At 49.1% G+C, this 24,791-nt stretch carries 24 protein-coding genes; 15 read left to right on the top strand and 9 right to left on the bottom strand.

The genetic code is table 11. From position 1 onward, the window contains the following. Window positions 1–235 precede the first annotated feature (235 nt). Window positions 236–1,012, top strand: coding sequence for an IclR family transcriptional regulator (locus tag D882_RS0102590; RefSeq protein ID WP_027921780.1), 777 nt, complete (start codon window positions 236–238; stop codon window positions 1,010–1,012). A 297-nt stretch (window positions 1,013–1,309) separates the two neighbouring features. On the opposite strand, the gene D882_RS0102585 is transcribed toward D882_RS0102590, so the two are convergent. The 6 genes from D882_RS0102585 to D882_RS0102560 all read right to left on the bottom strand — a co-directional run bounded on the left by D882_RS0102585 (window position 1,310) and on the right by D882_RS0102560 (window position 7,530). Beyond that, entirely contained in the window at window positions 1,310–1,591 is a 282-nt protein-coding gene (locus D882_RS0102585) for a hypothetical protein (protein WP_027921779.1), read from the bottom strand. Between the two features lie 356 nt (window positions 1,592–1,947). After that, window positions 1,948–3,321 (bottom strand): beta-propeller fold lactonase family protein, encoded by a 1,374-nt coding sequence (locus D882_RS0102580; protein ID WP_027921778.1) that lies wholly within the window; start codon window positions 3,319–3,321, stop codon window positions 1,948–1,950. Between the two features lie 452 nt (window positions 3,322–3,773). Continuing rightward, window positions 3,774–4,451, bottom strand: coding sequence for an OmpW family protein (locus D882_RS0102575; protein WP_027921777.1), 678 nt, complete (start codon window positions 4,449–4,451; stop codon window positions 3,774–3,776). Between the two features lie 236 nt (window positions 4,452–4,687). Continuing rightward, window positions 4,688–5,362, bottom strand: a complete 675-nt coding sequence (locus D882_RS01000000130785; RefSeq protein ID WP_050590138.1) for a hypothetical protein — start codon at window positions 5,360–5,362, stop codon at window positions 4,688–4,690. Window positions 5,363–6,044: 682 nt separating this feature from the next. Further along, window positions 6,045–6,413 (bottom strand): hypothetical protein, encoded by a 369-nt coding sequence (locus D882_RS0102565; RefSeq protein WP_027921776.1) that lies wholly within the window; start codon window positions 6,411–6,413, stop codon window positions 6,045–6,047. A 364-nt stretch (window positions 6,414–6,777) separates the two neighbouring features. After that, on the bottom strand, window positions 6,778–7,530 hold the full coding sequence (locus D882_RS0102560; RefSeq protein WP_027921775.1) for a sulfite exporter TauE/SafE family protein: 753 nt from the start codon (window positions 7,528–7,530) through the stop codon (window positions 6,778–6,780). Between the two features lie 365 nt (window positions 7,531–7,895). On the opposite strand from D882_RS0102560, the gene D882_RS0102555 reads away from it, so the two are divergent. The 4 genes from D882_RS0102555 to D882_RS1000000133395 all read left to right on the top strand — a co-directional run bounded on the left by D882_RS0102555 (window position 7,896) and on the right by D882_RS1000000133395 (window position 12,328). After that, window positions 7,896–8,825, top strand: a complete 930-nt coding sequence (locus D882_RS0102555) for a LysR substrate-binding domain-containing protein (protein WP_027921774.1) — start codon at window positions 7,896–7,898, stop codon at window positions 8,823–8,825. A gap of 163 nt (window positions 8,826–8,988) precedes the next feature. Then, window positions 8,989–9,858, top strand: a complete 870-nt coding sequence (locus D882_RS0102550) for an oxaloacetate decarboxylase (RefSeq protein WP_027921773.1) — start codon at window positions 8,989–8,991, stop codon at window positions 9,856–9,858. An 896-nt stretch (window positions 9,859–10,754) separates the two neighbouring features. Beyond that, the gene (locus D882_RS0102535; RefSeq protein ID WP_027921771.1) at window positions 10,755–11,642 is read left to right on the top strand and encodes a LysR family transcriptional regulator; all 888 of its coding nucleotides are present in this window, start codon (window positions 10,755–10,757) and stop codon (window positions 11,640–11,642) included. 548 nt (window positions 11,643–12,190) lie between these two features. Continuing rightward, a complete protein-coding gene (locus tag D882_RS1000000133395; RefSeq protein ID WP_155953697.1) occupies window positions 12,191–12,328 on the top strand; it encodes a transposase in 138 nt (45 codons plus the stop codon). Window positions 12,329–12,434: 106 nt separating this feature from the next. Here D882_RS1000000133395 and D882_RS1000000132590 read toward each other — a convergent pair whose 3' ends face one another. Then, window positions 12,435–12,623, bottom strand: coding sequence for a hypothetical protein (locus tag D882_RS1000000132590; protein ID WP_155953696.1), 189 nt, complete (start codon window positions 12,621–12,623; stop codon window positions 12,435–12,437). Window positions 12,624–12,998: 375 nt separating this feature from the next. Between D882_RS1000000132590 and D882_RS1000000133390 the strand changes: the two genes are divergently transcribed. Then, window positions 12,999–13,328: a hypothetical protein gene (locus tag D882_RS1000000133390; protein ID WP_371258927.1), complete on the top strand. Its 330-nt coding sequence runs from the start codon at window positions 12,999–13,001 to the stop codon at window positions 13,326–13,328. A 134-nt stretch (window positions 13,329–13,462) separates the two neighbouring features. On the opposite strand, the gene D882_RS01000000130775 is transcribed toward D882_RS1000000133390, so the two are convergent. Beyond that, window positions 13,463–14,389, bottom strand: coding sequence for a LysR substrate-binding domain-containing protein (locus D882_RS01000000130775; protein ID WP_050590137.1), 927 nt, complete (start codon window positions 14,387–14,389; stop codon window positions 13,463–13,465). 239 nt (window positions 14,390–14,628) lie between these two features. Between D882_RS01000000130775 and D882_RS0102520 the strand changes: the two genes are divergently transcribed. The 6 genes from D882_RS0102520 (at window position 14,629) to D882_RS0102495 (ending at window position 19,602) form a co-directional block, all read left to right on the top strand. Beyond that, the gene (locus tag D882_RS0102520) at window positions 14,629–15,381 is read left to right on the top strand and encodes a sulfite exporter TauE/SafE family protein (RefSeq protein WP_027921770.1); all 753 of its coding nucleotides are present in this window, start codon (window positions 14,629–14,631) and stop codon (window positions 15,379–15,381) included. Window positions 15,382–15,469: 88 nt separating this feature from the next. Next, the gene (locus D882_RS0102515; protein ID WP_027921769.1) at window positions 15,470–16,426 is read left to right on the top strand and encodes an AraC family transcriptional regulator; all 957 of its coding nucleotides are present in this window, start codon (window positions 15,470–15,472) and stop codon (window positions 16,424–16,426) included. Window positions 16,427–16,634: 208 nt separating this feature from the next. Beyond that, a complete protein-coding gene (locus D882_RS0102510) occupies window positions 16,635–17,174 on the top strand; it encodes a carboxymuconolactone decarboxylase family protein (RefSeq protein ID WP_027921768.1) in 540 nt (179 codons plus the stop codon). 131 nt (window positions 17,175–17,305) lie between these two features. Further along, a complete protein-coding gene (locus D882_RS0102505) occupies window positions 17,306–17,941 on the top strand; it encodes a nitroreductase family protein (protein ID WP_027921767.1) in 636 nt (211 codons plus the stop codon). Between the two features lie 341 nt (window positions 17,942–18,282). Then, window positions 18,283–18,900: a nitroreductase family protein gene (locus D882_RS0102500; RefSeq protein ID WP_050590136.1), complete on the top strand. Its 618-nt coding sequence runs from the start codon at window positions 18,283–18,285 to the stop codon at window positions 18,898–18,900. Window positions 18,901–19,056: 156 nt separating this feature from the next. Further along, the gene (locus D882_RS0102495) at window positions 19,057–19,602 is read left to right on the top strand and encodes a carboxymuconolactone decarboxylase family protein (protein ID WP_027921765.1); all 546 of its coding nucleotides are present in this window, start codon (window positions 19,057–19,059) and stop codon (window positions 19,600–19,602) included. Window positions 19,603–20,348: 746 nt separating this feature from the next. Here the strand turns inward: D882_RS0102495 and D882_RS0102490 are convergent. Further along, on the bottom strand, window positions 20,349–20,783 hold the full coding sequence (locus D882_RS0102490) for a hypothetical protein (RefSeq protein ID WP_027921764.1): 435 nt from the start codon (window positions 20,781–20,783) through the stop codon (window positions 20,349–20,351). 1,021 nt (window positions 20,784–21,804) lie between these two features. Here D882_RS0102490 and D882_RS0102485 point away from each other — a divergent pair. The 3 genes from D882_RS0102485 to D882_RS0102475 all read left to right on the top strand — a co-directional run bounded on the left by D882_RS0102485 (window position 21,805) and on the right by D882_RS0102475 (window position 24,697). Continuing rightward, entirely contained in the window at window positions 21,805–22,671 is an 867-nt protein-coding gene (locus D882_RS0102485; protein ID WP_027921763.1) for a patatin-like phospholipase family protein, read from the top strand. Between the two features lie 84 nt (window positions 22,672–22,755). After that, window positions 22,756–23,130 carry a succinate dehydrogenase, cytochrome b556 subunit gene (sdhC, locus tag D882_RS0102480; protein WP_027921762.1) on the top strand — a complete coding sequence of 125 codons (375 nt, stop codon included), beginning with the start codon at window positions 22,756–22,758 and terminating at the stop codon, window positions 23,128–23,130. 334 nt (window positions 23,131–23,464) lie between these two features. Beyond that, entirely contained in the window at window positions 23,465–24,697 is a 1,233-nt protein-coding gene (locus tag D882_RS0102475) for a hypothetical protein (protein WP_027921761.1), read from the top strand. The last annotated feature ends 94 nt before the right edge of the window (window positions 24,698–24,791 follow it).

Below are 24,791 nucleotides of genomic sequence, written 5' to 3'. Positions count from 1 at the left end.
CCATTCCGAGGATTTTTTGAAAAGTTGAATGCTTTTATAGAAAAATCAGCTGCTTAAGCTGCGGCAAATAAAAATTCGAGATGAGAAGCTGCGCGAGGCAAAAATGCGAGACTAAGGCTTGTTGATGAGTGACACACAGATGTATCGTTTCGCTTACGCGAACAACGTGCTTATTTGCAGCGCAAGCTTGCTTGCTCGATCGAGCTTCGATGTATTGCATTAATGGGGATCAAATATGAGCGACGAGGCAGGGAAAGGTGGGGTCAGGTCGGTGCAACTGGCCCTCGATGTACTCGAGCGGGTGGCAAGTGCAGGGGAGGAGGTGGGGGTCAGTGATCTGGCCGTACAACTGAGCATTACCAAAGGCTCAGTGTTCAGGCACCTGAAAACCCTGGTCGAGCGTGGTTACTTGAGCCAAAACCCGCAGACTTCAAAGTATCGGCTCGGCATCCAGGCCTATGTGCTCGGGCAGGTAGCAGCCGGCGGCATCGACCTGCTGAGTGCTTCCGTTGACGCCATTCGAGATCTGCGAGATGAGTTGGGATTGACAGTGGTTCTGTCGGTGCTCCAAGCGCGCCGATTGATGGTGGTGGAAACGTTGTTGGGGAAATCCACTCTTGAAATTGGCGTGCGTACCGGCACTGAACTGCAGCTGCATTGCAATGCTCAGGGTAAGGTCGCTTTGGCCTTCGCCAAGCAGTTGAGCATGGATCAGCTGCCAGGCGAGTTACCTGCTATCACCGTCAATACTGTGACCGACCATGTCGAGCTGGCGCGCCAAGTCAGCGAAGCCAGGTCCCAAGGTTGGGCATCTGCCATCGAGGAAGAAACATTAGGGATATCCGCTATCGCTGCACCGATATTAGGCATCAATGAGGAATTTATTGGCACTGTGGCGCTCGTGGCGACCGTGCAGAATATTTCTCGTGAGCTGGATCCTGAGCATGTCCGGGCATTGAAAAAAGCAGCGCTGCGCGCTTCTTGGAACCTTGGATTCAAAGGAGATTTTTAATCGCTGAAGGTTTTATCAGGAGATCATCCTGGTTTCCTCAGAATTACCAATGTCGAATTTGTGTTCGCGCAAGTCTGATAAAGAATGCAAAAGGCACAAATGCCGTATTTGCCAAGGGGAGGCTCGACCCGAGGCATGGTATTTTCAGCGTGAAATTTCAGTAGGTGCATATTGCTCTATGCGGGGTAGAAGCATTGGGTATTTGGCGTGGAATTGAGGCGAACGTAATTTCCAGTTTTAGAATACATTCTTTCCATTAGTCTACCTTTACTCGCACGCCAAATCAGGAAGCTGCGTTTAGTTACGACCTCCACCCATTGTGGAATTTCCTATACTAGTGATTGCGCGCTGTGTCAAAGCAATACACTTGTCAATATTCCCGGCCTTTTTTGCTTCCATTGCTTCTTTCTTTACTTGTTCAAGATTGTTTATCGCACTTCCTCCGAGATTCTGACCAGCCGTATGTATAACGTCATCAATGCTTTGTAGATTGACGTCGCACAAATTGTCAGCAGCTTGAGACTGGATGGAAAATATGGAAATGGCAATTGATATGATCAGAGCGAATTTATTTTTCATGATTTACTCCGGTAATGAGTATGGGTTACGAAACCAGGTGAACAGTTTTTTGCAAAATTAGCGGTTTCCGTTTCGCCTTTATTGTATATAACGTGACAGGGTGTTAATGCAAGTGGGTGAAACAGAAATATTGAAAATTATACACAAAAAAAAGCATGTTTCTAAAATACAAAATTAGTGGTCGGTGCTAGTGAGGGTGATCGTTAAGTCAAAAATGAGTTTAAATAAAATATTCATCAGGCACTTAATTCCTAATTGTTGGTTTGACGAGTTAGTAACTATTGGTCAAAGCTTTTGATTGCGCTGAAATTCGTAGTTCATACGAGAGTCAGCGCTTATCTCAAAAATTTTGAGATTCAAAGGTCAACCGCAACGACTCCTTGAGCCCTGGAATGTGAAGGAAATCCGTCTTTTGAAAGATCGACTGAGGCTGCTGCCTTAATCAAACCATTCTTTTGGACGGAAAAGCTGTGTATGGCGTTTCCAGTTTTACCAGTGTTTTCTTCGGTCTGATTAATTCTTTGATTGATGACATAAAGGAAATCCTCATCGGGTGAAAGCGCTATCTCGAATGAAGTGCTCCCTGGCTGTACCAAGCTTCGGTTGTTGATGAACGCCTCACCCGGGATAGGAACGTCAACGACTTGAATTTCCATAGGTGACAAGGCGTTTTCGCCTGCAATGTCATAAACAGATATTGTGCTAGTAGTCTGTTGTGTATTTAAGCGTGGCAGGTTGTTCACTGTGTAAAGTCGCGTTGCTTGTTTGTTGACCAGCACCCAGCAGATATCTTGACCGCTATTGTTTACTGCATTTACAAATTTGAGACGTCCAAAGTGGTCGTATGAGAATACACCTAGCTGATTTCTCGTTACGAACCCCGCATATAGTATATTTTGCGATGGGTGACTCCAAAGGCCTAATGGCATTGAGGGAACGCCTGGCGATCCAATGTATAGATAATTCTCAATAGTTTCTGGTAGTGTGACTACATCAGTAAGTGTAATTTTTCCCCTTTCGTCGACCCTCATGGTTCTAACTTGACCTTGAACGCTGTTTTTAGGGCCTGCTAAAAAAGACCGACTACCATCTCCGTCAAAATCAACGTCAACCTGAAATTCATCGGCAAAAAACAAATTTTTCACTGTCTTGGATGCATGAATCTGTGCAGGCTTTTGAAAGCCAGGCACCTTCAAGTTATCCGCATACATCAAGGATCCATTTTGCTGAATTTCAAATGAAGTATAACTGGCTCCCTCAGGGTCAGCTAAGCTCGCTTTTTGATGATAGTCCTCGTTCCGGTTAGCGGCCACCAGGATGTTGCCTGAAATATTAATACTGACTGGTGCGATACCTTTTGATGGGAATGGTGAGCCCGGGATTTCGGTCAGCGTGCCATCTTTTTTAATATTAAATCCTGATATATTGTTGCTATGCGTGTTCACTGCATAAAGTCGTTTTTTATCATTCGTGACGATGATTTGCGAATCGTTATCCTGTGGTCCAAGTTTTCCGTGGGTGTTATTATTAATTCCTGTACCATTCGTTTTGTAGAATCTTATGAATTGAATTGTGCCATCATTCAGCCGTTTGTATTGCGCGACTGCATTTTCATTTTCTTTGATGTTATTCGTTAATGTGTAAAGGAATTTTTTCTCGTTGTCCGCGAAAGCAATGCAGCTGACGCAGATAGCCACTGCTGACAGAATGAGTCTGGGTATTACTGTCATTGAAAGACCCTCAGGTAACCGATTTATTGGTGGGATGAGACTGTCGTTACAGATAACAGTTACTTGTGAAGTTCGAGCTAAGGTGGTCACACAAGGACGCTAACATTACCGTTAGCTGATTGCTTTCAAAAATATGCTTTTTTGCAGGGTGACATCTGTGGGGTCAAGCTTATAAAAACTCAGTAAACTAGTAAAAATGATTAAAGAGTGGAGGTTTATGAATGTCTGTTACTTTTTGGCACGTCGCCAATACACATGGAAGCTCCCCATGCGACAATATCGACTATGCAATTCAATCACAGCTTCCATATAGGCTAGCTTGACCGTGTCAGCTATCTGAATCGTCTTACCAAGGTCTCTTAAATTGCCTAATGCGTAGCGACCTGCGTGGTAGTGCGGTAAGGAATTGTCCTTAAAGTTCGATCCTTACGTGGATTGGCGCAGAGGTTGGTTTAAAATTTATACCCCAGGCCGATCATGTACACCCATGGATCGATGTCCACATTAAGCTTCAAGTCTCCGGCGCCGGCCAAATCGACGTGGGCATTAGTATCAATGTCGATATAACGCACCTGGCCGTTGACCATCCAATGCTCGTCAAGCATGTAGTCGACACCGATTTGTGCGGCCATTCCCCAAGAGTTATCCAGGTCAAGGTTGCTGTACCCTTTGGCTTCAGCACTGCTTGAAGTGTGAGTGTCATAAAAGGCTGTGTAATTAAGACCTATACCTGCGTACGGTTGGAACGCGTAATTTTTATCCAGCGGGTAGTAGATCAAGCTCAGAGTGGGTGGCAGCTGTTTGATATCACCGAGGTCGCCGTTGAGTCCTGCCAAATTACCTGACAGGCCATGTACACCTACATCATGGCTAAATGTGGCTGCCAATAATTCGATCCCCAAATGGTCTGTCATCATGTAAGCAAAATTGAGGCCTAGCCGAGTGTCGCTGTCGACCGTTGCTTTGCCACCCAAATTGCCTAGCGAGCTTTTCACGCCGGAACTATCCTCGTTCGGCTCAACGGTGATTGCGCCAGCACGAACGATGATGTCACCAGCTTCATAGGCGTGAGCAAAACTAGGGGCGGCCACCAGCACTAACAATTGACCAATGAGGGTATATTTATTCATGGAAAGTTCCTTCTGAACCGAGATTTTTCGGTGACGATTGAATTAGGCGCCAGAGTTGAACAGGGTTGATTAACAAACGGCTGCTGGTGAATGCAGTGCAAGGTATTTGCGAAGACGCTAGCATCGATTTTAGTAATGTTCTTACAGAAATATGCTTTTCTGTGGACGAGATGCATGAACAGCGCTTATGAAAAAAATCACAAGCGGATTAAAGAGAATAATCGATAGGTGGGTGCTCATGAAGGGCTATTGGCGTACCCGTAAAATGAACTCAACTCTGGTTCTCGAGTGACTGAGCGCTTCTTCGTAATTTGAGTATGTGTGAAGTGCTCAATACTAGCAGCCAGCCACATCGAATAGGTGAGTAGCTCGATTCCTTCTTCAACAGTAGTCTTGGCGAGTCGCATGTAACCTTCGCTCAGGACTAAGTGCCAAAAATCACCCATACCAAGTATACGAGAAAATACCAAAATGCTCAGCCCTGTAGTCATGGTCCCAAATACTCGAGTACGAGCGAAGGACGCTAAGGCAATCAGTGTTCCCTGGCGATTTTTCTTGTTGAAGGCAAGAGCAACGGAGACTGTTGCTATGGCTGTGAATGGCCAACACCAGGCGCTATGACTTATCGGGTCTAGTAAGCCATCCAGTTCCCGCATTAACAGGCATGCGAAAAAGCCACCAACCAAAATGCTGAATCCCTTTTTATCTGAGGTGCTTGTGCCTGCAAAAAACAGTACTGCACACAAAAATAGCATTGTCTCTTGAGAAATTTCTACAAAGGACATTTCCAACATATTCGTTTTGAATACAACGATGTCTAACCAAATCATACTTAAGGCTATGCCGGTTAGAGCCAACTTCAAACATGCTTCGATACATGAGGTCTGTAACGTTTTAATATCGGAATTCATTAGTACCCCGGGTTTCCGACCATCAGCCGAGACAATCAGGTGGAAAAAAGCCAAAATTTCACGAAATTTTCACATTTCGAGCGCGCACCTTAATATCGATCCTTGGGGGGTTCTTTCAGAAAATTGCTGTTTATAGAGGGGGTTTGCTTGCTGCCTATCATCCGTTTCCCACTGACTACGTCGTGTAGTTCAGCGCAGATATGCTCATACGCGCACCTACCGTACTGAGCTTCATGTATTCCAGGATGGACATTTTTAGGGGGGGCACGAACAATTGGAGTGCTCACTGAGAGCTGTACCCTCGTTTCATTCTGCGAGCTGACGAAACGCCGGTTCGGTAACATTAAAAGGCTTACCACTCCCCCTTTGATGACACCAAGCTATCGAGCTGTTTGGCATGGAGCCGTCGTCGGAGTGGGGAGGCAGGGGTATGGTCTGAGAGGAGAGACCCTATGTCGATTGCTGTAACAGAGGTGTACTGCTGCGGCAGGAGAAAGAGTTTTAACCTGATCTCTCACACCCGATGAACTCACAAAGATTGGGACGGGTTTGAGTTCGGTGAGCTCAATATTTAGGCGAGAAAATGGACAGCCAGGATTCTCTTTCCACACCTTGAGGCCAGCGACTCTTAATGTCTGCAGTACCAGCCTAAGGTTTTTAGTAGAACCGCGGAGTAAGCAGTTTAGGCTTTCGGGGGGACTTTGAGTTTTTTAACGCCGCTTATTTCCAAAAGATGAACTGTGTCCCCTGAATCATTCCATACCGCATTATTCAGGCCCCAATAGAAACGATGGAGAGGTTTTTCAGTAGTCGTTGTACCTAGACTATATTTTCCCGATTTGGTGAACAAAGCAATCCACTCACCTTTCTTAACCAGTTTGGACGGAAAGAAAAAAGTATGCCGAACTTTGTTGCTGGCATTCCCTGAAGCATCGTAGGTGTTGTCAACCACGGCGTATTTGCCCAGGTCGCAATCATCAAGAGCGAGCAGCATAAGGTATTCATTGGGGGCGTCGCCTTGCCCTTTTACAGCGCGGATCTCTAATTTCATCGCTTCGTCCTTGGTCTGAGTCGGTTGTTATGAAGGCCGCAGTCGCATGCTAGCCATTTGCTGTTACGCCGTCTAGCGTGAGCTTTTTTCTTCCACCCAAATCAAACGACAATGTCTATTTCGGCGCTCAAATTAAAGGATTGGATGGCCTTATTTTCTAGACAGGCCACCTCGATGGTGTGAAGCAGGACTTAATCAGTTGGGACAGTACCTGTCTGATGCCTAAACTAGGATCCAAGACAGGGACATTGAGTATCGCCAATGCGTCCGCGAGATCAATCCTGCTATGTCGCTCTTATAGGCTGGGCGGTTTGTTAAAGGCCGGTGTCAGCGATTGTTATTGTCATCTTGATTGTCATCTGCCTCAGAAGAAAAATTGATGACCTGCGAGTTCAAGTCCAAGAATTGCGAGGAAGATAAGAAACCAGCGCCGGAAGGTTGCGGCGCTTATACGCTCGCGGACCGTTGTTCCGAGCCACATGCCCAACAACGAGGGAATGATCGCGAGCACGGACAAAGTAATATTTTCAAGATGGAAGGCTCCGCCGCGAGCCAAGCCTGCTGCAAGCGCAATTGTTGAGACCGTGAAGGACAGTCCCAATGCCTGAATAAGATCATCTTTGGAAAGGCCAAGGGCTTGAAGATAGGGGACAGCGGGTAGCGTGAAAACACCCGTCACCCCGGTGATTGCTCCGGTTACCAGTCCTACTACTGGCGACAGTACACGCTCAAAACGCGCGGAGACTGACAATGGCTTCGCCCACAAACCATGAATCGCATAGAGAACTAATGCCGAACCCAATCCAACACTCGCGTATTTCGTATTAGCGCTTGTCAGGAACCATGCCCCGGCGAGTGTGCCAACCACGATGCAGAGCATCATCATCCAAAGCCTTTTTATTAGTAAAAGGAAATTAGAGCCCGTGAAAAGCTGCCAAAAATTGGTGACAAAAGATGGAATAATGAGTAGCGAGGCTGCGCTGACCGGTGAGGTGATTGCTCCGAGGATGCCCATTGCGACGGTGGGCAAGCCCATCCCTGTTACGCCCTTGACGATACCGGCAATAAAGAATGTCGATACAACAATCAGAACATGCAGCGAAACGTAATCATTCATTTGATTTGCTCGGATTGGTCGGGGTTGCACTCAATAGCGTGATAATTGGGAGTATCTTTTGTAAGCAGGCCCGTTCGATTGACGAGCAGTTTTCTGGTGGAGCCGGTTAGGAAACGGCGCCCATGTATATGTTTATTCATGAAGCTTTCCTCAATTCATTGTTCTGTCTTTTACCCGGTCGGGGGTAATGCCATTGCTTGAAGATTATTGGCGATGCTCTAAGCGTTTTTGATTTTAAGACCGGGTTTGATAGAACATGATGAATAATCTTGATAGAGCTATGCTGTTTTGGAATAGTCCTCGAAATTACTGCATCTCCCGGCTAGAGCGCAGTAAACTGAAGATTCAGAAAGCGGGATACCGTCATGCAAATCAAATGGTTAGAAGATCTTCTGGCATTATCAGAGTGGAAGACCTTTTCTCGAGCTGCGGAAGTTCGTTGCATCACGCAGTCGGCACTCTCGCGTCGTATACGTTCACTTGAAGATTGGGTGGGCGTTGAATTGGTGGACCGTGGAACCTTCCCTGTCCAGCTCACCGCAGCAGGGCGGAGTTTTTGTGAGGAAGGCCGCGAGACATTAACAGGCTTGTTGAAACTGCGATCAGCCTTGCGCGAGGTCGAGCGAATGCCCGGTCGATCTTTGCAGATCGCTGCTGGCCATAGCCTGTCAATGACGTTTCTACCGAAGTGGTTAACCCAGTTTCATCAGAACAACGAGCAATTCAGTGCGCGGGTTGTTGCTGCAAATATTCCGGATGCCATCATCGCTCTAGAGGAGGGGAGTTGCGATCTGATGATTGTCTACCACCACCCACTAGCCCCCATTCTTCTAGATCCTGAAAAATTTCGCAGCCTTACATTGGGAAGTGACGCTTTTTTTCCGTTATGTGCGCCTGACAAGAAAGGACAGCCGTTGTATCGCTTGCCTGGCACCTCAGCCCGCCCCGTTCCCTTTCTCGCGTATACGGCCACGACTTTTTTAGGTCGAGTTGCCGAAATCATGATCAAGAATGGAGCAAAAGTGAACGTGCTCGAACGCTGCTATGAGGCAGACATGGCAATGCTTTTGGTACGTATGGCGATCGAAGGGTATGGCGTGGCTTGGTTGCCACAAAGTGCTGTCATTGACGAGCTTCGGCGAGGGCAGTTAGTGAGGGCGGGTGGAGATGAATGGAGCACGCGACTGGAGATACGCTCATATTGCTCCGTCACGAATAAGAACCCTACGATGCACAGCTTGTGGAAGTCACTCGAAGAGGCTTCCCTTGATCTTCACGGAAAATCTGCCGATTGACTTCAGTCCCCAAGTCGAAAATCATCTTCAACGATGGGTAATGAGCTTTGCGCATTGGGTCATTCTGAAACGTCATAACCAGAATTTTTGCGTGTGATAGCTTCGTCGCAATTTGAATTGGCGCTGTTTATCTCCGCGATGACAGCCATAGTGAGGAGCGATGATGCCTAGAGTTTCACACCAAACATTACGTCGCTCGTTTCGTGAGCTGCTGACATCCAGTAGTTGTTTCCAAACCGCTTCAGTTTTTGATCCGATGTCAGCGCGCATGGCCGCCGATCTCGGATTTGAAGTAGGTTTCCTGAGTGGGTCAGTTGTTGCTCTGCAGGTTTTGGCTGCACCTGACTTCGCGCTCATTACCCTTCCTGAGTTTGTTGAGCAGGCGACCAGGATAGGCCGGGTAGCGCAATTACCAGTCATTGCTGACGCCGACCATGGTTATGGAAACGCACTCAACGTCATGCGAACTGTCCAGGAATTAGAGCGTGCAGGAGTAGCGGCACTCACGATCGAAGATACCCTTGTTCCAGCTCAATTCGGGAATAAATCAACAGGTCTCATCAGTACCGAAGAAGGTGTAGGCAAAGTACGGGCTGCATTAGAAGCACGCCGTGATCCCGAGCTTTCAATTATTGCACGAACCAACGCATCAGATTTACCGATGCACGAGGTCATTTATCGAGCAACTGCTTATCAACGGGCTGGGGCGGATGGCATTTGTATTGTTGGAATACAAGATTTTTCACACCTCGAACAGATCGCGGAACACATCAGGATTCCGCTGATATTGGTCTCTTACGCAAACCCAAGACTTAATGATAGCGAGCGGCTAGCCAAGCTAGGAGTACGAGTTATTGTTGCAGGTCATGGTGCTTATTTCGCCTCCATTAAAGCGACCTATGACAGCCTTCGTAAACAACGCCCGCTCACTCGAGACACATCAAACATTTGCGCGACCGATCTAGCTTACCGTTACACGATGCCGGAATCATATTTGACTTGGATCCGGGATTTTATGGGGGCGCAGGAGTGATGAAAATTTCTTGATCAGCTTTCGCCCGCTGCTCTGCGTATAGATTTCAACAAAACGAGGAAGCCTTAAGCGCTTATGACCAAGCCCAGCTGCGTAACGGGGCATATGGCCTGGCGTATTCATATTGTCGGGCACAATGTTCTTGGCATCGCCGACAGTCGTGGCCGATTGATGTCGGTCGGTCCTGATGGTTGTTGAATCGAAGGAAAGCGATGCATTTGCTTCTACTGGAGGGCACAGGATTATTCGACGCATTAGGATGCGTCCGCAAAGACACCTCGCGACGCGGGCCCACTGTTTTCGAGCGATGTTGTGTTGGCAGCATGCGTTTGGGTGGTCTGCGGTAGGCCAAGCATTTTTCAAGCTCGACAATGCGAAGCTGGAAATACAGATCGACACTCAAACGATCATCGAGAGCGTATTGACGAGCGCCTACAGCCTTTAAAAAAGGCTCGTCAAAAGCAGCCTCATAGGGAAATGGCTCCATGCCTCGTCTCTAGACTTCAGAAGCCGACGTTGAGCGCTTTGGTTCGTGAGTGTTTCGGCTGCAGTTTTCCTGTTATTTTTTCCAAGCCCCATGTCACCTACGTTTTCAACTGGTGTTTGGGCTTCGATCTGAGAGAGTCTCGGTTCAACCATGATTCGTGCCTCACTAAAATCACCCTTTATGGAATTGCGCCATCAGCGCTTACGGCCAAGGTGATGATCGCTAAGACCACGAGAAAAACGTACCATGCGGTAAGCAGTGTCCCTGGCTCGATGTCTTCAATTTTCATGACGTGCTCCGAAAACCGCTGTGGCTGACAGGCCTCAATTCCAAGTGATTTCGCCTCAACGGACAATCAGGTTTATTGGCAGTAGCCTTCGGAATAGTCGAAGGACGACGGAAGCGAAAAATGCGATTTGATCTGGTAGATCTTCGTCTATTTCTTTGTGTTGTTGATGCTGGAAGTATCACCAAAGGATCACAGCGAGCGAACCTTGCATTGGCATCCGCGAGTGAACGGTTACGTAGCATGGAGACCGATGCCGGCGTGACTCTTTTAGAAAGGCGCTCACGAGGAGTTGTAGTAACTCCAGCGGGGGAGGCTGTTGCTCACCACGCGCGGTTGATCTTGCAACAGCAAGCGATGTTGAAGGGGGAGTTAAAAGGCTTTGCCTCCGGTGCTGCAGGTACGCTTACGCTGTACGCCAACACAGCAGCCTTGACTCACTTTCTTCCGCATAGACTTGCTGCCTGGCTTTCAGAGCGACCACAAATCTTTGTAGAGCTACGTGAGCGAACCAGTGCGGAAATCATTCAAGGAGTCTCCGCTGGGCTGATCGACGCGGGAATTGTTTCCGACTCAGTCGACGCGCCGGGGCTTCAGCTGCACGCGGTTGCCAAAGATCATTTGGTGCTAATTGTTCCCGAAGCTCACCGCTTGGCGTTACACAAGACAGTGCAGTTCGCTGATGTTCTCAATGAGGTTTTCGTCGGACTCGCGCCAGGTAATGCATTGCAGGATCATCTTCAGGATCAAGCGCGCGTCTTTGGCCGTGAATTAACGGTTCGCATCCAGATGAAGACTTTCGATGGGCTATGTACGATGGTCAATCAGGGGGTAGGCTTAGGCATATTGCCGCAAAGCGTCGCGGCGCGATACAAACGCCGGTACTCCTATCACATATTGGAGATTGAAGATGAATGGGCCCGCCGCCACCTTTGTATAACCTATCGGAGCTGGTTTGACCTCACGCCCGCAATGCAGAGTTTGTTGACGCAGTTGGGTGCAACCGGCTGATGAATGCCCAAGCGATTAGCTCAATGTCTTCCGATCCTACCGCCTAAGGTCGAACTGAAATCCGTGATACGAGCTAAGGTCCGTGGACGGGCTACTGTTGCGCTTCACTTGGTGTGAATTCTTATCAGAGGTTTGCCTTGCCCTCTGGAAAACTGCACTCGTCATTGCGGGTGGCGGAAGCCTCGGTGGGGTTCAGTTTGCAAGAACTCGTCTAAGCGAGTGTTGCATTCGATTTAGTGGTTGGTGCTTCGGCCGGTGTCATCAACGGTGCATGTTTTGCCGCGAGACCGAATGCGCAGGGGGGGCGAACTTGCGGCCTTCTGACGAGGCTTGTGCAAGTCCAATGTGTTTCCGTTCCCGCCGATAGGTACCTTGATGAGAGCGAAAAGACGCCTTTGGAGGTATATCGCCAGTTATCAACAAAATACCGTAACGTTTGATTTGTAAAAGTAACCGTCCGGGCAACACACCTTCCTTGTCATCGCTTCAGGCGATAGTGGTCAACTAAATTTAAGTGGGCGCCATTTTTAGCCTTTTATGCAGAGCCCATGCAACAAGAACGTCACTCTTATTCCAAATCTTTCATGGCCCAAGTCATTGCCAAATGTGCGCAGCCTGACACCTCGATTGCGAATGTCGCCTTGACCCACAACCTCAATGCCAACCTCTTCCACAAATGGATTTAGGTGCATGCGCAGAAAAACCTGGCACCGCAAACTACCTTTATTCCGGTCAAGGCCGCACCGTCGATAGCGACGCATCAAGTCCCGCTACGATCCGAACCGAAGTGCTTCATTCAAAAGGCGTAGTCGTGGCGAGTTGGCTGACGGAAAATACATCGTCATGCTTCGCTTTCCAACGAGACCTGCCGCGATGATCCATGTTGATTTCATCTGGCTCGCCGCCGAGCCCGTCAATCGCATTGCAGTTCTGGTGCATAACTGCATGAGGATTTGGCTTGCAGCCCGGCACTTGAATCAAGGGGCGCTTCTGTTGGCCAGGCGCGGCACGGCTCTGAAGTCGAGTTGGATGCAGAGCAACTTCAGGCCTTGGTGCTCGGTTTACCGTGGCAACGCGTCGGTTCCGGAGGAGCCATCACGGTGCTCTAATTCGTCTGACATGGCCCGCTTGCCAGCGCAATTGGCCTATCAATCTGTCGCAGCCGTGTGCCCTCTCTTGCGAAACCGGCGACATGACTTCGCAACCGAATCTCTATCATTCAAACCCTGAAGAACTGCGCGCCTAACCGTCTCCATAGACGCCGCGAAACCTTAACTCTCGGTCACAATGGGCCTGAGGATATTTCGTTGGCGATGGCGCGCGAATTACTTTTGAACATGCTAAAAATCGTTCTCAGTGGCATCTCACTGGCGCTTGAAAATCAATGCGAGAAACGCCGGGTGGTCACCATCAAGACCTTCGGCGCGGCATTGGAGACACAGCTGGCCAACGCAAAGGTGGGCCGACGGCCGCATTCCGCTCGTTACCACATTCATTGGCCGAGACCTCCTGCCGGCTTACCGTACTTGCTTACTTACTGGCATTCAGGCGGAAGACCTGTGGACCTTTTGCATCAAGATCAAGGAGCGTGGGGCGACCGCCACTGCGGTTCACATTCGGGATATCGTGAAACAGGTCTATCTCTATGCGATAGCTCACGTTGAAAAGGTGGACAAACCCTGCTGACAGTGCGGGACCATCTTCGATCGCCACTTGCGTGCCGAAAGATCGCGTATTGTCGTCATGCCTAATGCTGCAGAAGACGAAGCTGGTGGCGATCTATCCGACGATCAGACTGGCGATTTTGGCGATTCGCTTGATTATTTAGCGCCCGATTTGCAGGCATTAACGTTTTTTGAAGATACTTCCATCGGCTCCATGAGTTGTCGCGCAAGTAAGCCGGCGTGCGGTGTGAGCGCTGAAAAATCGCGTGCGCAAAGGTGAAGCTCTCTAAGGGCCCAGTAGTCTTGCAGCGGCACCATCGCCAGCGCGAAGTGCTCCAAATCCTTGATTGAAGCCTCAGATAAGACGGCGATTCCAACTCCAGACTCCACCATCATTGCGACGTGCTCGATACCTCTAAGTTGAATGCGATAATGAATCTGACGGCCCAGGCGGCTTGCTCGTTCTCCGATATACGCCTCCAGCGCAGCGTCGAACAAACCGACAAATGGTTCATCTACTACTTCCGCAAACGAGATTGATTGTCGACCGCTGACACAATGCGTTTTATTTACTGCAACGACAAGCTGATCTTGCGTAATCAATCGAGTCTGCAATGCTGTCAGATTCGTGTTGTAGGATACGACTCCTAAATCTGCACGCCCCTCCAAGATAGCCCGGGCAATCTCAATGCTCGGTCGTTCATGGAGATCAATGGAAAGGTCAGGATAAGCGACCAAGAAACTGCCGAGTCGTGGTGGAAGGAAAGCGGCTAATCCGGCAGTGTTGGATAAGAGCCTAATGCGCCCCTTCAGTCCAGCGCCATAGCTGCGAAGTTCTCCGCGCATCTGCTCCACTTGGTCCAGGACCAAGCGCGCGTGGCGAACCAGAGCGTCGCCAGCCGCAGTCGTAGTCACCCCACGCCTACTTCGATTCAAGAGCTGCGCGCCCAACGAAGACTCCATTCCCGAGATGCGTTCGCTCGCCGATGCAAGAGCCAGGTGCATGATTTCAGCACCCTTAGTAAGGCTGCCTTGCTCTACTACGGTCAAGAAAAGCCGCATATCCGTCAAATCAAAGCGCATTGTATTCCTTCGGATTCTCCGAATCATGCCATCGGAAACGCCCAATTGTGATGTTCAATCCGTGAGCGTAAGGTGACTTAAGTGGCTAAGTTTTGCCTGTTTTGGTTAAAAAACGGGAAATTCTCGAACCACTTTTTTAATAGCTATGAATTGTTGTCGTCTTGCTGCGTAACGCGTGCGGCATACCATCGGTTTATGCGAAGCCAAGGATATGCTGCGCTACTCAATAGAAATGTCAAATGAATGATTATTTTTCGTCGTGCACCCTAATCGTCATGTTGACGTTCTTCGTTGCAGGAATCGTCAAGGGCGCGGTCGGAATGGGGCTCCCAACCGTTGCAATGGGAGTCCTCAGTGCCATCATGCCACCGATCAGCGCAGCTTCGCTGCTGGTCATTCCATCGTTCGTCACCAATTTTTGGCAGCTATTCACAGGGCCGAATTTCTTGGCTTTGATTAAAAGGCTTTGGCTGATGATGCTCGGTATCGTGATTGGCACGCTTACGGGGTCGTGGCTGCTGACGAGCGCAAACACGAAATATGCAAGTCTTGGACTGGGTTTCGCCCTTATCATTTATTCGATATACGGCCTTTGGGCGAAGCCGCTATCGGTTCCTGCACGCCTTGAACGTTCTCTGTCGCCAGTCATCGGGCTGACAACCGGGATAATCAATGGAGGGACTGGGGTTTTTACGCTCCCGGCTGTTCCTTATCTCCAGGCGATCGGCCTTTCCAAGGACGACCTTATCCAGGCATTGGGGCTGTCGTTCACCGTCTCAACAATTGCGCTCGCAGCGGGTTTGGTTCGTGGTGGAGTTCTTCATCTTGAAAATATTACGTTGTCCGCGCTTGCGATCATTCCGGCGTTGTTGGGAATGTGGGTTGGAACAGTGGTTCGCAAACGCATAAGCCCGGCAACCTTTCGACGCTGGTTTCTCATCTTTATCGCAATTCTTGGCCTTGAGCTCGCTGCTCATCCTTTCTTCTTCTAAGCCAAAAAACATGATCCATTTCATCAAAGTGACAGACGACAAATACGATTTTCCATGAAAGTAATAGATCAGGGGATGGACTTCTCGTATGCCTCAAATCGACTGGTTAAGCCACCTTCTGCAAATGATGCCCGTCACGGGCTGTGTGGAAGTCCGCTGCGTTTATGGCACACCATGGCGCATAGCTTTTGCTCAATCCGCGTTATACGAAATTCCCTACCACGTCGTGTTACAGGGTAGTGCGGTTATAGAAGATCCGGAAACGGGGACGGCGAGAGAATTAGTGGCTGGGGATATTGTCTTGTTGCCTCACGGGTCAGCGCATGTCTTGCACGATGGCACCGGGCATATGCCGGGTCGAACCTATAGGCGCCAAGTTTCCGCAGGATGGATGCTTAGAGATAACGATGGCAGAGGCGAGCAACTGGACATGTTGTGTGGGCGATTTTTCATCGGACCACCACACGACCGGCTGATTCGTAATTATTTACCCAAGACTCTAATGGTGCGTGCCACGAACGGCCGTGGTGAGCCGGGCATCGATTCTGCATCGCACCACCTGGCCAACCTAGTGCGCATGATGCGCATAGAGTCCGCTGACGAAAGACCAGGAGGGCACGCTATTCTCAACGGACTGACCCTGGCGCTGTTCACACTTGCACTGCGTGCGGCAAGTGAATCTGAACAGGCGCCTGCAGGCTTGTTGGCGCTGGCCGCCCATTCACGAGTGGCACCAGCGATTTCTGCCATGTTCGCCAATCCGGCGCGCCCCTGGAATCTTCCTGATCTAGCCGATTTGTGCAACATGTCTCGCGCAACCTTTGTTCGGCACTTTCGAGACAAGCTTGGTCGCTCTGCTATCGAACTCTTGACGGATATCCGCATGAGCATGGCTGCCAACGAACTGAGGAAGCCGGGACTATCCACCGAGTTCGTGGCCGATGCAGTCGGATATCAATCAGTAGCCGCATTCCGGCGTGTTTTTACCGACAAGGTAGGGATGGGGCCGGGGCAATGGCGCCGCTTGGCGCGCGAGGGTGAATAACGTGTTTTCGTTCTTGACTTATATCTTGGATAGAACATTCGAATATCGAACTTGGCTCGGCAAAACCTCCGCCGCGTCTCACTAGGGCTGATCGGTCGTCTCGTTATCTTGATACTTTTAAGCATTTTGTTGAGCGGACCTAGTCTCGAATTCGATACCGACTGAGCCTAATGTTGTGGCTCTTATCGCCTAACGAGAGAACCGTATCATGAGCCGTATCGTTATCCCCTCAATAGAGTCCGCCACCGACGCTACCGCTGATATCTATGCGCGGGTGAAGAAGCTTTCAGGTGGTCGCGTCCCTAATACGTATGCTGCATTGGGTCATCTTATACCGGCATCCTTGGCTGCGGTGCTCGACGCCCAAGCCACGTTGAACTCTGGCAACCTGAGCAGGCAGGAGCACGAGACGATCAAACTGCTGATTAGTGAAAAGACCGGTTGCGACGTTTGCGTAGCCGCGCATAGCTTCGTCGGCAAACTGGTGGGCTTACCCGTCGACGTTCTGCGTGCCATTCGCGCAGGGATGCCAACGGGGGACGCTAAGCGCGACGCGTTGGTGCGCTTTATATCCCACCTTCACGCCACGAGCGGCACGATTAGCGACGACGAGTTTAACGCCATCCGGGAGGTCGGCTACACCGACATTCAATTGGCGGAAATATCGTTGACCATGGCACTCGGCATCTTCACGAATACCTTCAATCGAATAAACGGGACCGACGTCGACTTCCCGTCCGTCGAGTAAATCGCCAAGCAGTGCGGATAACGCTCATCCGAGTTTTTTGTTTGCTTAAACATGCGGTGAGTGACGGCGGTCCCGCTTTGAGCGAAAGCACTCGAGTATCTCAATCTCTCCCTTTATTCGTAGAAACAACCATGACTAACGTGACTACCGAGATTAATGCAATCATCGAATGTATCGTGAGCCGCCGCTCTAGCAAATTCTACGATCCCACCGCCGTTCTGAGCGACGATCAAATTCGCGAGCTAGTGCGTATTGGCACCACTGCGCCGACATCCTTCAATTTGCAAAATTGGCGTTTTATCGCCCTACGTACGCCTGAAGCTAAGGCTCGTCTAAGTCCGATCGCTTGGAACCAGCCGGCGATCAGGGAAGCGGCTGTTACCTTCATCGTTATTGGAAAGTTGGCCGATGCGAGCACACTCCCGCTGCGCCTGGCTTCTGTCGTTGAAGCCGGGATCATGCCAGCATGTATGGTGCCGGAGAGCGAACGCCGAGCACGTAGTCTTTATGACGATCAACCCCAGCGTCAACGTGACGAAGCCATGCGGAGCGCAACCTTTGGCGCTGCAGCGATGATCTATGCCGCTCACTCCTTTGGCCTGGGCTCCACGCCGATGATTGGTTTTGACGCCGAAGCGGTACATCAAGAGTTTGGCCTTGGCAAAAACGAAGTGCCCGTAATGCTATTGACTGTCGGCCCTGAGCGAGTTGGGAACTGGCCGCAGAAGCCGCGTATGTTGGTAACCGATGTGCTTGATCTTATCTAACTCTTAGGAAAATCAATTTCATATATTGCTGTTCACAGCACGGCTATCCCCGCAATTGGTTTCTCGCACGACTTTACCCATTTACGACAATTAATTTGATCTCTGTAACGACCAAGACATGAATCGCATGTATGCAAATGCATCATGTAGTACGGCGAACCAACGTATCTCAGATTCGAAGAAAAATGAGCATATCGAGTCTTTGATTGAGCCTAACTCGTCTCGAAACAACTACTTCTTGGTCGTAATGTAAACATCTTCAACACCTAAATGAAAGGACCGTTATGACTACCGCAACTATTGAAACCACTCGGACCCGTAATACTACCGGAGGCCTGGTTATGACCAATGCAGTTATCGAAACCATGTTGAGTCGCAGCGCGACAAAATACTATGACCCCGAGGCTGTTTTGACTGATGAGCAGATCACCGCTCTTGTGGAAATCGGAACTTCGGCGCCGACCTCATTCAATTTTCAGAACTGGCGTTTTGTTGCCGTGCGTTCGCCTGAAGGAAAGGAACGGTTGCGTCCCATCGCTTGGAATCAAGCGATTAGTTACGAAGCGGCCGTGACATTCATCATCATTGGCCAGCTCGCAGATGCAAGCACCGTCCCCGCAGTCTTTGGTCCGATGGTGAAAGCTGGTTACATGCCGGCGGACCAACTTCCCGAGGCGGAAAAAGGTGCACGCGGTATTTACGACGACAACCCGCAACAACAGAGAGACGAAGCGATGCGTAGTGCTACCTTCGGCGCAGCTGCAATCATTTACGCTGCCCGGTCGATGGGCTGGGGTTCAACGCCTATGATTGGTTTTGATCCCGCCGCGGCAAGAAAAGAATATGGCCTCGCCAACAACGAAATTCCTGTGATGCTTCTCGCGGTCGGGCCTATGCGCGAAGGAAATTGGCCGTCTAAGCCACGTCTTCCCGTGCACGACGTTCTGAGCTTTCGCTGAACCATAGAGCGTACTGGGTCTGTTTCGATAGACGATTCGTTCGGTCACAGAAGTCCCTGACTTCACCTACCAAATCATTAATTCAGTAATGAGCGTATCACGTAACAGTATGGATATAACCCATTACGGAACACACTAACGATGACGGAGTTATTGATGTCCAGAATTACAATAGCTAAACCGGAAAATGTTCCGGTGGATTCAAAACCGACGCTTGATGAGTTTACTAAGAACATCGGGTTCACGCCCAACATGTTGACGGTCTTCGCGCAGAGTCCGATTGCCTTTAACGCTTGGGCTACGCTACTCGGATCTCTAAGCAAGGCGTTGGACGTGAAGACGCGTGACAGCATCGGTTTGGCCGTTTCCGAAGTGAACGGCTGCAATTACTGCCTGACGGTGCATAGTTTCACCGCCGAGCATATGGCAAAATTGTCGGCGGATGACATCATCTTGGCCCGAAAAGGGCATGCGAACGATCCGAAGCGCGATGCTGCGATCCAGTTTGCTCAAAAGGTTATCGTGACGCGCGGCCAAGTTAATGATGCCGACCTGCAAATCATTCGCAACGTCGGGTACACGGACGCGAACATCACGGAGATTGTCGCGCTAGTAGCTATGTACTCGCTGACGAACTTTCTCAACAACGTGTTCGATCCAGACAAGGACTTCCCTTTGGTAGCTGCAGCTGGGTCGATCTGAATTCAAGATCGTAACGTTTGAACCCGGGTGCATCTCAAGAAATTCGTTGAATGCACACCGGGCAATATAGTGAATATCAGAAGAAATTGTGTCCCAGGTTGATTGATTGAGTCGGTTCCTCAAGTGGTTATCGTCATTTGGCGATTAGAAGTCTTTGCTCGCATGAATCCCCATGGCGTTTGGCAAAGACTAAGTCGGCGACACATGAAAGTTCATACTATATCGTGCTCAATGGACAGGCTGTAGTCGAGTTTCGTTATCGAGTCGAAAACGCCCGAGGTTGCGCCGTGGTGATTTAGGTCTTCTGCCTCACGAATCGACGCGTATGCTACACGTTGGTAGTGAAGTCGCAGCGAAGTCGATCTATGTTCCAGACTTTCGATGGAATATGTAGGGTGGTTAATCAGGTGTTAGTTTTAGGTATGTCGTCTCATTCGTTGCGGCTCGATACAAGTGCCGGAGCTTCTATCACATATTGGCATTTGAAGATGAACTGAACGTCGCCGCTTGTGTGCGCCTCATCGAAGCTAATTTGAGCTCTCGCCTGCAATTCGCAGATTCGATTCAGTTGGGCGTAACAACCTGCTAGAAAATCTTTCAGATGGATGAAAGAAGGACTCAGATCGGCAGCGACTTTTCATGCCTAGGGCTACCGATCATCTATTTCTGACATCAGCGGAGCATCGCATCCGCGTTCTGTCTATGCACAGTTCTCATTTTTAAATGGAAAGTAGGCTGGGTGGAGTCTACTGCAAAGGAGGTTTTTGGTCTGGGTTCGGGGGAGGAGAGGGATTCCAAATTAGGCTGTAGGCTTCAAAGCCAAGCCAGAAATTGTCATAGTAACGAAAGTCCATGATTTTCGCCGTTTTGCGCTCATGCTCTCCTATGATTTCCCACACGTATTGAAATCGGTCTGTGAGGGTTTTTAATTCGAGTAGACGGGTGGCCTCATCAGGCGATAAACGAGCCACCCGCTCTAGCGCTTCTTGATCGTACTCCGGGTTTATCAGCCCATCAGTCCTCGCAGCCAAGCGTTCGGCATGGTCAAATATACCTAGGAGCCAGCCGATACATTGAAATTGGGAAATTTTGACCGATCTGAACTCCTCACTTAAACCGGTTATTTCGACGGAAACTACGGTTTCTCTTTCGAGATGACTTACATTGATGCAATAGGACATAATATTTTCCTTCGCCTGTTTTGGTGCATGCTTATAATTTCTCACGGATGAAGTTTATTTTGCAAGTAAAAAATAATTGCCAATTTGGCAACTAAAAACAGCGAGTATTGATGTTGGATGGTTTGTGTCGTGAAAAAATGCAATTCTCAATAATGTTGTCCGACGTTGGCCGGAACAATCATCGTAGCTGTATTTTGCATCTGCAAAACGGTAAGCGTTCAAATCTCTGTTAGTTGGGGTTAAATCAAATTGCCTCCGGCCGCCGCATAGGGCAGTAAGGTGAACTCGGGTTCTAATACTTTGGGGGTATAGGATCGAGGTCATAGGTCAGCATTCACCTCCTTATGTGTTTCTCGGCTCACTCTATTACGTCTGACAGATGAATTGCATGCTCTATCAGCGTTGTTATGTGCTTTGCAGCTGCAGATGCTATCCGTGTACACAAAGCAAATCCAATGCTGCTTCGCCATGGCGACGTAGCACGCGAACGTTACAGTTTCACTAGTTCCTAATGCATATTGGCTTGACGTAGGTCGCTCGTAAGTGCGGGCAATAAATTTTCCGCAATCCGTGGAATTAAATCTATTATTTGTGGCACCAGTTAATAATTGATTACTCTATTTGCGAGGCGTGTTACGACACAATCATGATAGATGAATTCGATCGAGTTAGATTTTGACGGTAGAGCGAGGTTTTTATTTCAGTGGTGATCAGTTAAGCTGGGTTGGTCGTACGAGATACGTTCAGCAAATTTTGTGCGGTACGTGCATAAAGTACATTCTTCCATCAGCTTGGAGTTGAACTGTTTTCTGATGGTAAGCGTTAACAAGGATTGAGTAGTATATTGCGATTGTTTTGTCTTTCAATTTCTTGCTTATTTGTTTTCGAGTGATCCAATAATTTCTTAAAGTTTGCTGGTCATAGCTTTAAGAGAGATTTTATAATCAGAGAAATAATCTAAAATTCATAGACTGGCTGTGTTTTGGTTTCATTACGTATTAGGTCTTCCTGGAGGTCTACCTTGCCTACTGAAAAAACTGCACTCGTTCTTGCGGGGGGCGGAAGCCTCGGCGCAGTCCAGGTTGGAATGTTACAAGCACTGGTCGAGGGGGGAGTGACATTCGATTTGGTGGTTGGTGCTTCTGTCGGCGCTATAAATGGTGCGTATTTTGCTGCAAGACCTAATGCGCAGGGTGTGTCAGAGCTAGCAGACTTCTGGCGCAATTTACGCAAGACTGATGTATTTCCGTTTTCGCTGGTAGACACCGTAATGGGAATACTGCGTGGGCGAGGTCACCTGCTTCGCACGTCTGCTTTACAGCACTTGGTGCGTCGATCTCTACCCATCGAATTGATCGAAGAAACGGAATTGCCCCTCCATATCGTCACAACAAATCTACTCAGTGGCGTCGAAGAGTTATTGTCGAGTGGCAATGCAGAGCAGGCTTTGCTCGCCAGCGCAGCGATTCCCCTGGTTTTCCCCGCCGTGCAGATCGGTGGGAAATTTTTAGTCGACGGTGGCGTCGCTAGTAATACACCGATCGCCAGTGCGGTGGTATTGGGTGCCACACGAGTGATCGTAGTGCCAACAGGGTTCGGTTGCGCGAGCGCCAGTCCCCCCAAAGGGTTGGTGGCTCTAGCGCTGCATACATTGAATCTCATGAGCATGCGCCAATTAGTGCGAGATATTGAGTTATATAGCCTTCGGGCGGCCATACACGTAGTTCCGCCATTGTGTCCTCTGGACACGTCCGTCATCGACTTCAACCAGACAGGTCAGCTGGTGCAAAGGGCTTATGAATCTACTGAATTGTGGATCAAAGAGGATGGGTTGTTCAGCGTTGGAGTGCCGCATACGTTGCAAGAACACACACATCATTTTGGTTAAGCGAAGGATTCGCAGCATCTCGGGTATACCTGTGACTATCAGGTGGTGATTTAAAGAAACTAGTATCGTTAATTGGAGTGAGACATGAACAAGAAACGGCCGGTTAATCTTGACCTGCGAACCATTAAACTCCCGCTGTCTGCGCTTACATCTTTTTTGCATAGAGTTTCAGGATTTCTGCTCTTTCTTTTTTTGATTCTAATGCTGTACACATTTGGAAAGTCGCTTGACTCCGAGGAAGGATTTAATGAGATCAAAGGTATATTGTTTTCACCGTTCGGCAAAATCATCACTTGGATAGTCTATTCCACATTTATCTACCATCTGGTCGCCGGGATTCGGCACATTATTATGGACTTCGGCGTAGGCCATACATTAGAAGGCGGCAAACGCGGATCTATCGCTGTCATCGTCGTGTCTGGGTTGCTAATAGCCATTGGCGCCCTATGGATTTGGTAGTGTGCAATGCGAGCGATATTGATATGCAAACTAAGCGTCAAGAGGCGTCATCAATGGCCTTAGGCTAGAGGATCGTCTCGCAACTCGCTACTTGACAGGCCTCGACCCTGTAACTAAAGCCCTCAATATGGTGAAGGGATTGGTTGCTACAGCCACGCGAAAAGCGCATTAAATGATGGGAGGCCACTGCTGGGTCACCGTGATTAATATGTCATTTTCCCATTGGAGATGTTGGAATGGATCTTGTGATCGGATTGGTTATGAGGAAGAATCAACCGGCCACCGCAACTATCAGCCTATGGCCGTATTTGTTATCAGATAGGAAACACTAGACTTGATTGAACTACTGAAATCAAAAATCGGGCTGCTGCACGGCGCAGAGCTCGAAAAGTTTATACGTAGACTGTTGCCAACCGTGTCCAACGACTACGAGCACTTAACCGACACGCTTAATTACTTGGGTAGGGTGACCCAAGGCTCGGCTGATTTGCTGGCTTATAAGAAAGCTAACGATCGCTACATCGCAGTTATATGTTCTGGCCAAATGTCCGGGCTCCAGACAAAAATTTTAGCTGACATTGAGAAACTCAGACGAGAAGATTGTGCGGTTCGCGATAAGATCGATGAGGTTGTGATCTGTCTATCAGTGCCAGGAAGCACGGATGAGGAGACCTATCGGGCGGCGTGTGCGGGGCACGGTTGGTCATCCACGATATATGCCCTGGATCTGTTGGCTCATCTTGCCAACGAAAGCCCTGAGATCTCAGATGCCCTTTGTGCTGTGGAGATCTCTGCATTGAGGAAAAAACTGGCGTCAGAAGAGCAGCCTTCGTCCAATACGCATATAAATCCAATAAAAAAACGCTTCTACGATTGTGGGAAACGGGTCGGCGCTGTGAGGGATAGCCTTTCGATGTCTCCCAGTCGATTCATTGACTTAATCGATTACGACAGTGAGAAGCGACTGTCGTACTTGGAGTCCGAGACGATCGATATGAGCCAGGCAGAGATTGCCAGTGTCTGCTACGCAACGGGTATCAGCGTGGAATGGCTGAGTTACGGGGAGAGGAATATGTACCCGGTAGAGACAATTTCTACCTACCACTGGGAAAAAATGAAGTGGTTGAAGGACGCAAACCCAACCTCCGTGCATATGCTGATCAACGACGAGACCCAACAGTTGGTCGTGCTTGCGCATTTGCACTCGAAAAACTGGAAGATCTACAGCATAGCATTCGACCTTAACTTTGCTGCTTGGTGGGGAGACCAGCACCAAATCCCGGAGGTGTACAACATGCTCAAGCAACTGGCTGATGACTACAGGGGTCGAATTTTTGGCAGGGTAATTGGCCCTAATGAGCATGCTGACATCTTATCAGGGCAAACACATCCAGCGCTTTTCTTGAAGAAAACCTACGCCGCAGGTGCTCATTGGTTTGACGATATTTTTGATTACGATCACAAGTATCCAATAGCCGAAAACTATGAAGGCTGGTACGGGAAATGGTTCACAACAGCGCAGGATTATTTCAGTCGATTAGTATCGAAGGCATCGACACCAGCCTAGCTGAGTCTCAATGCAGCGACTGAGTGTGGCCAATCCATGACAATGAATGCTTCCGGGGTTCTCCGAACCCCCCGAGAGGCTGGACAATGCATAC

The organism is Pseudomonas sp. URMO17WK12:I12 (genome assembly GCF_000514395.1).
GTDB classification, from domain to species: Bacteria; Pseudomonadota; Gammaproteobacteria; order Pseudomonadales; family Pseudomonadaceae; genus Aquipseudomonas; species Aquipseudomonas mucoides.
The sequence above is the reverse complement of the archived record's forward strand: the minus strand, read 5'-3'. Positions and strand labels throughout refer to the sequence as shown.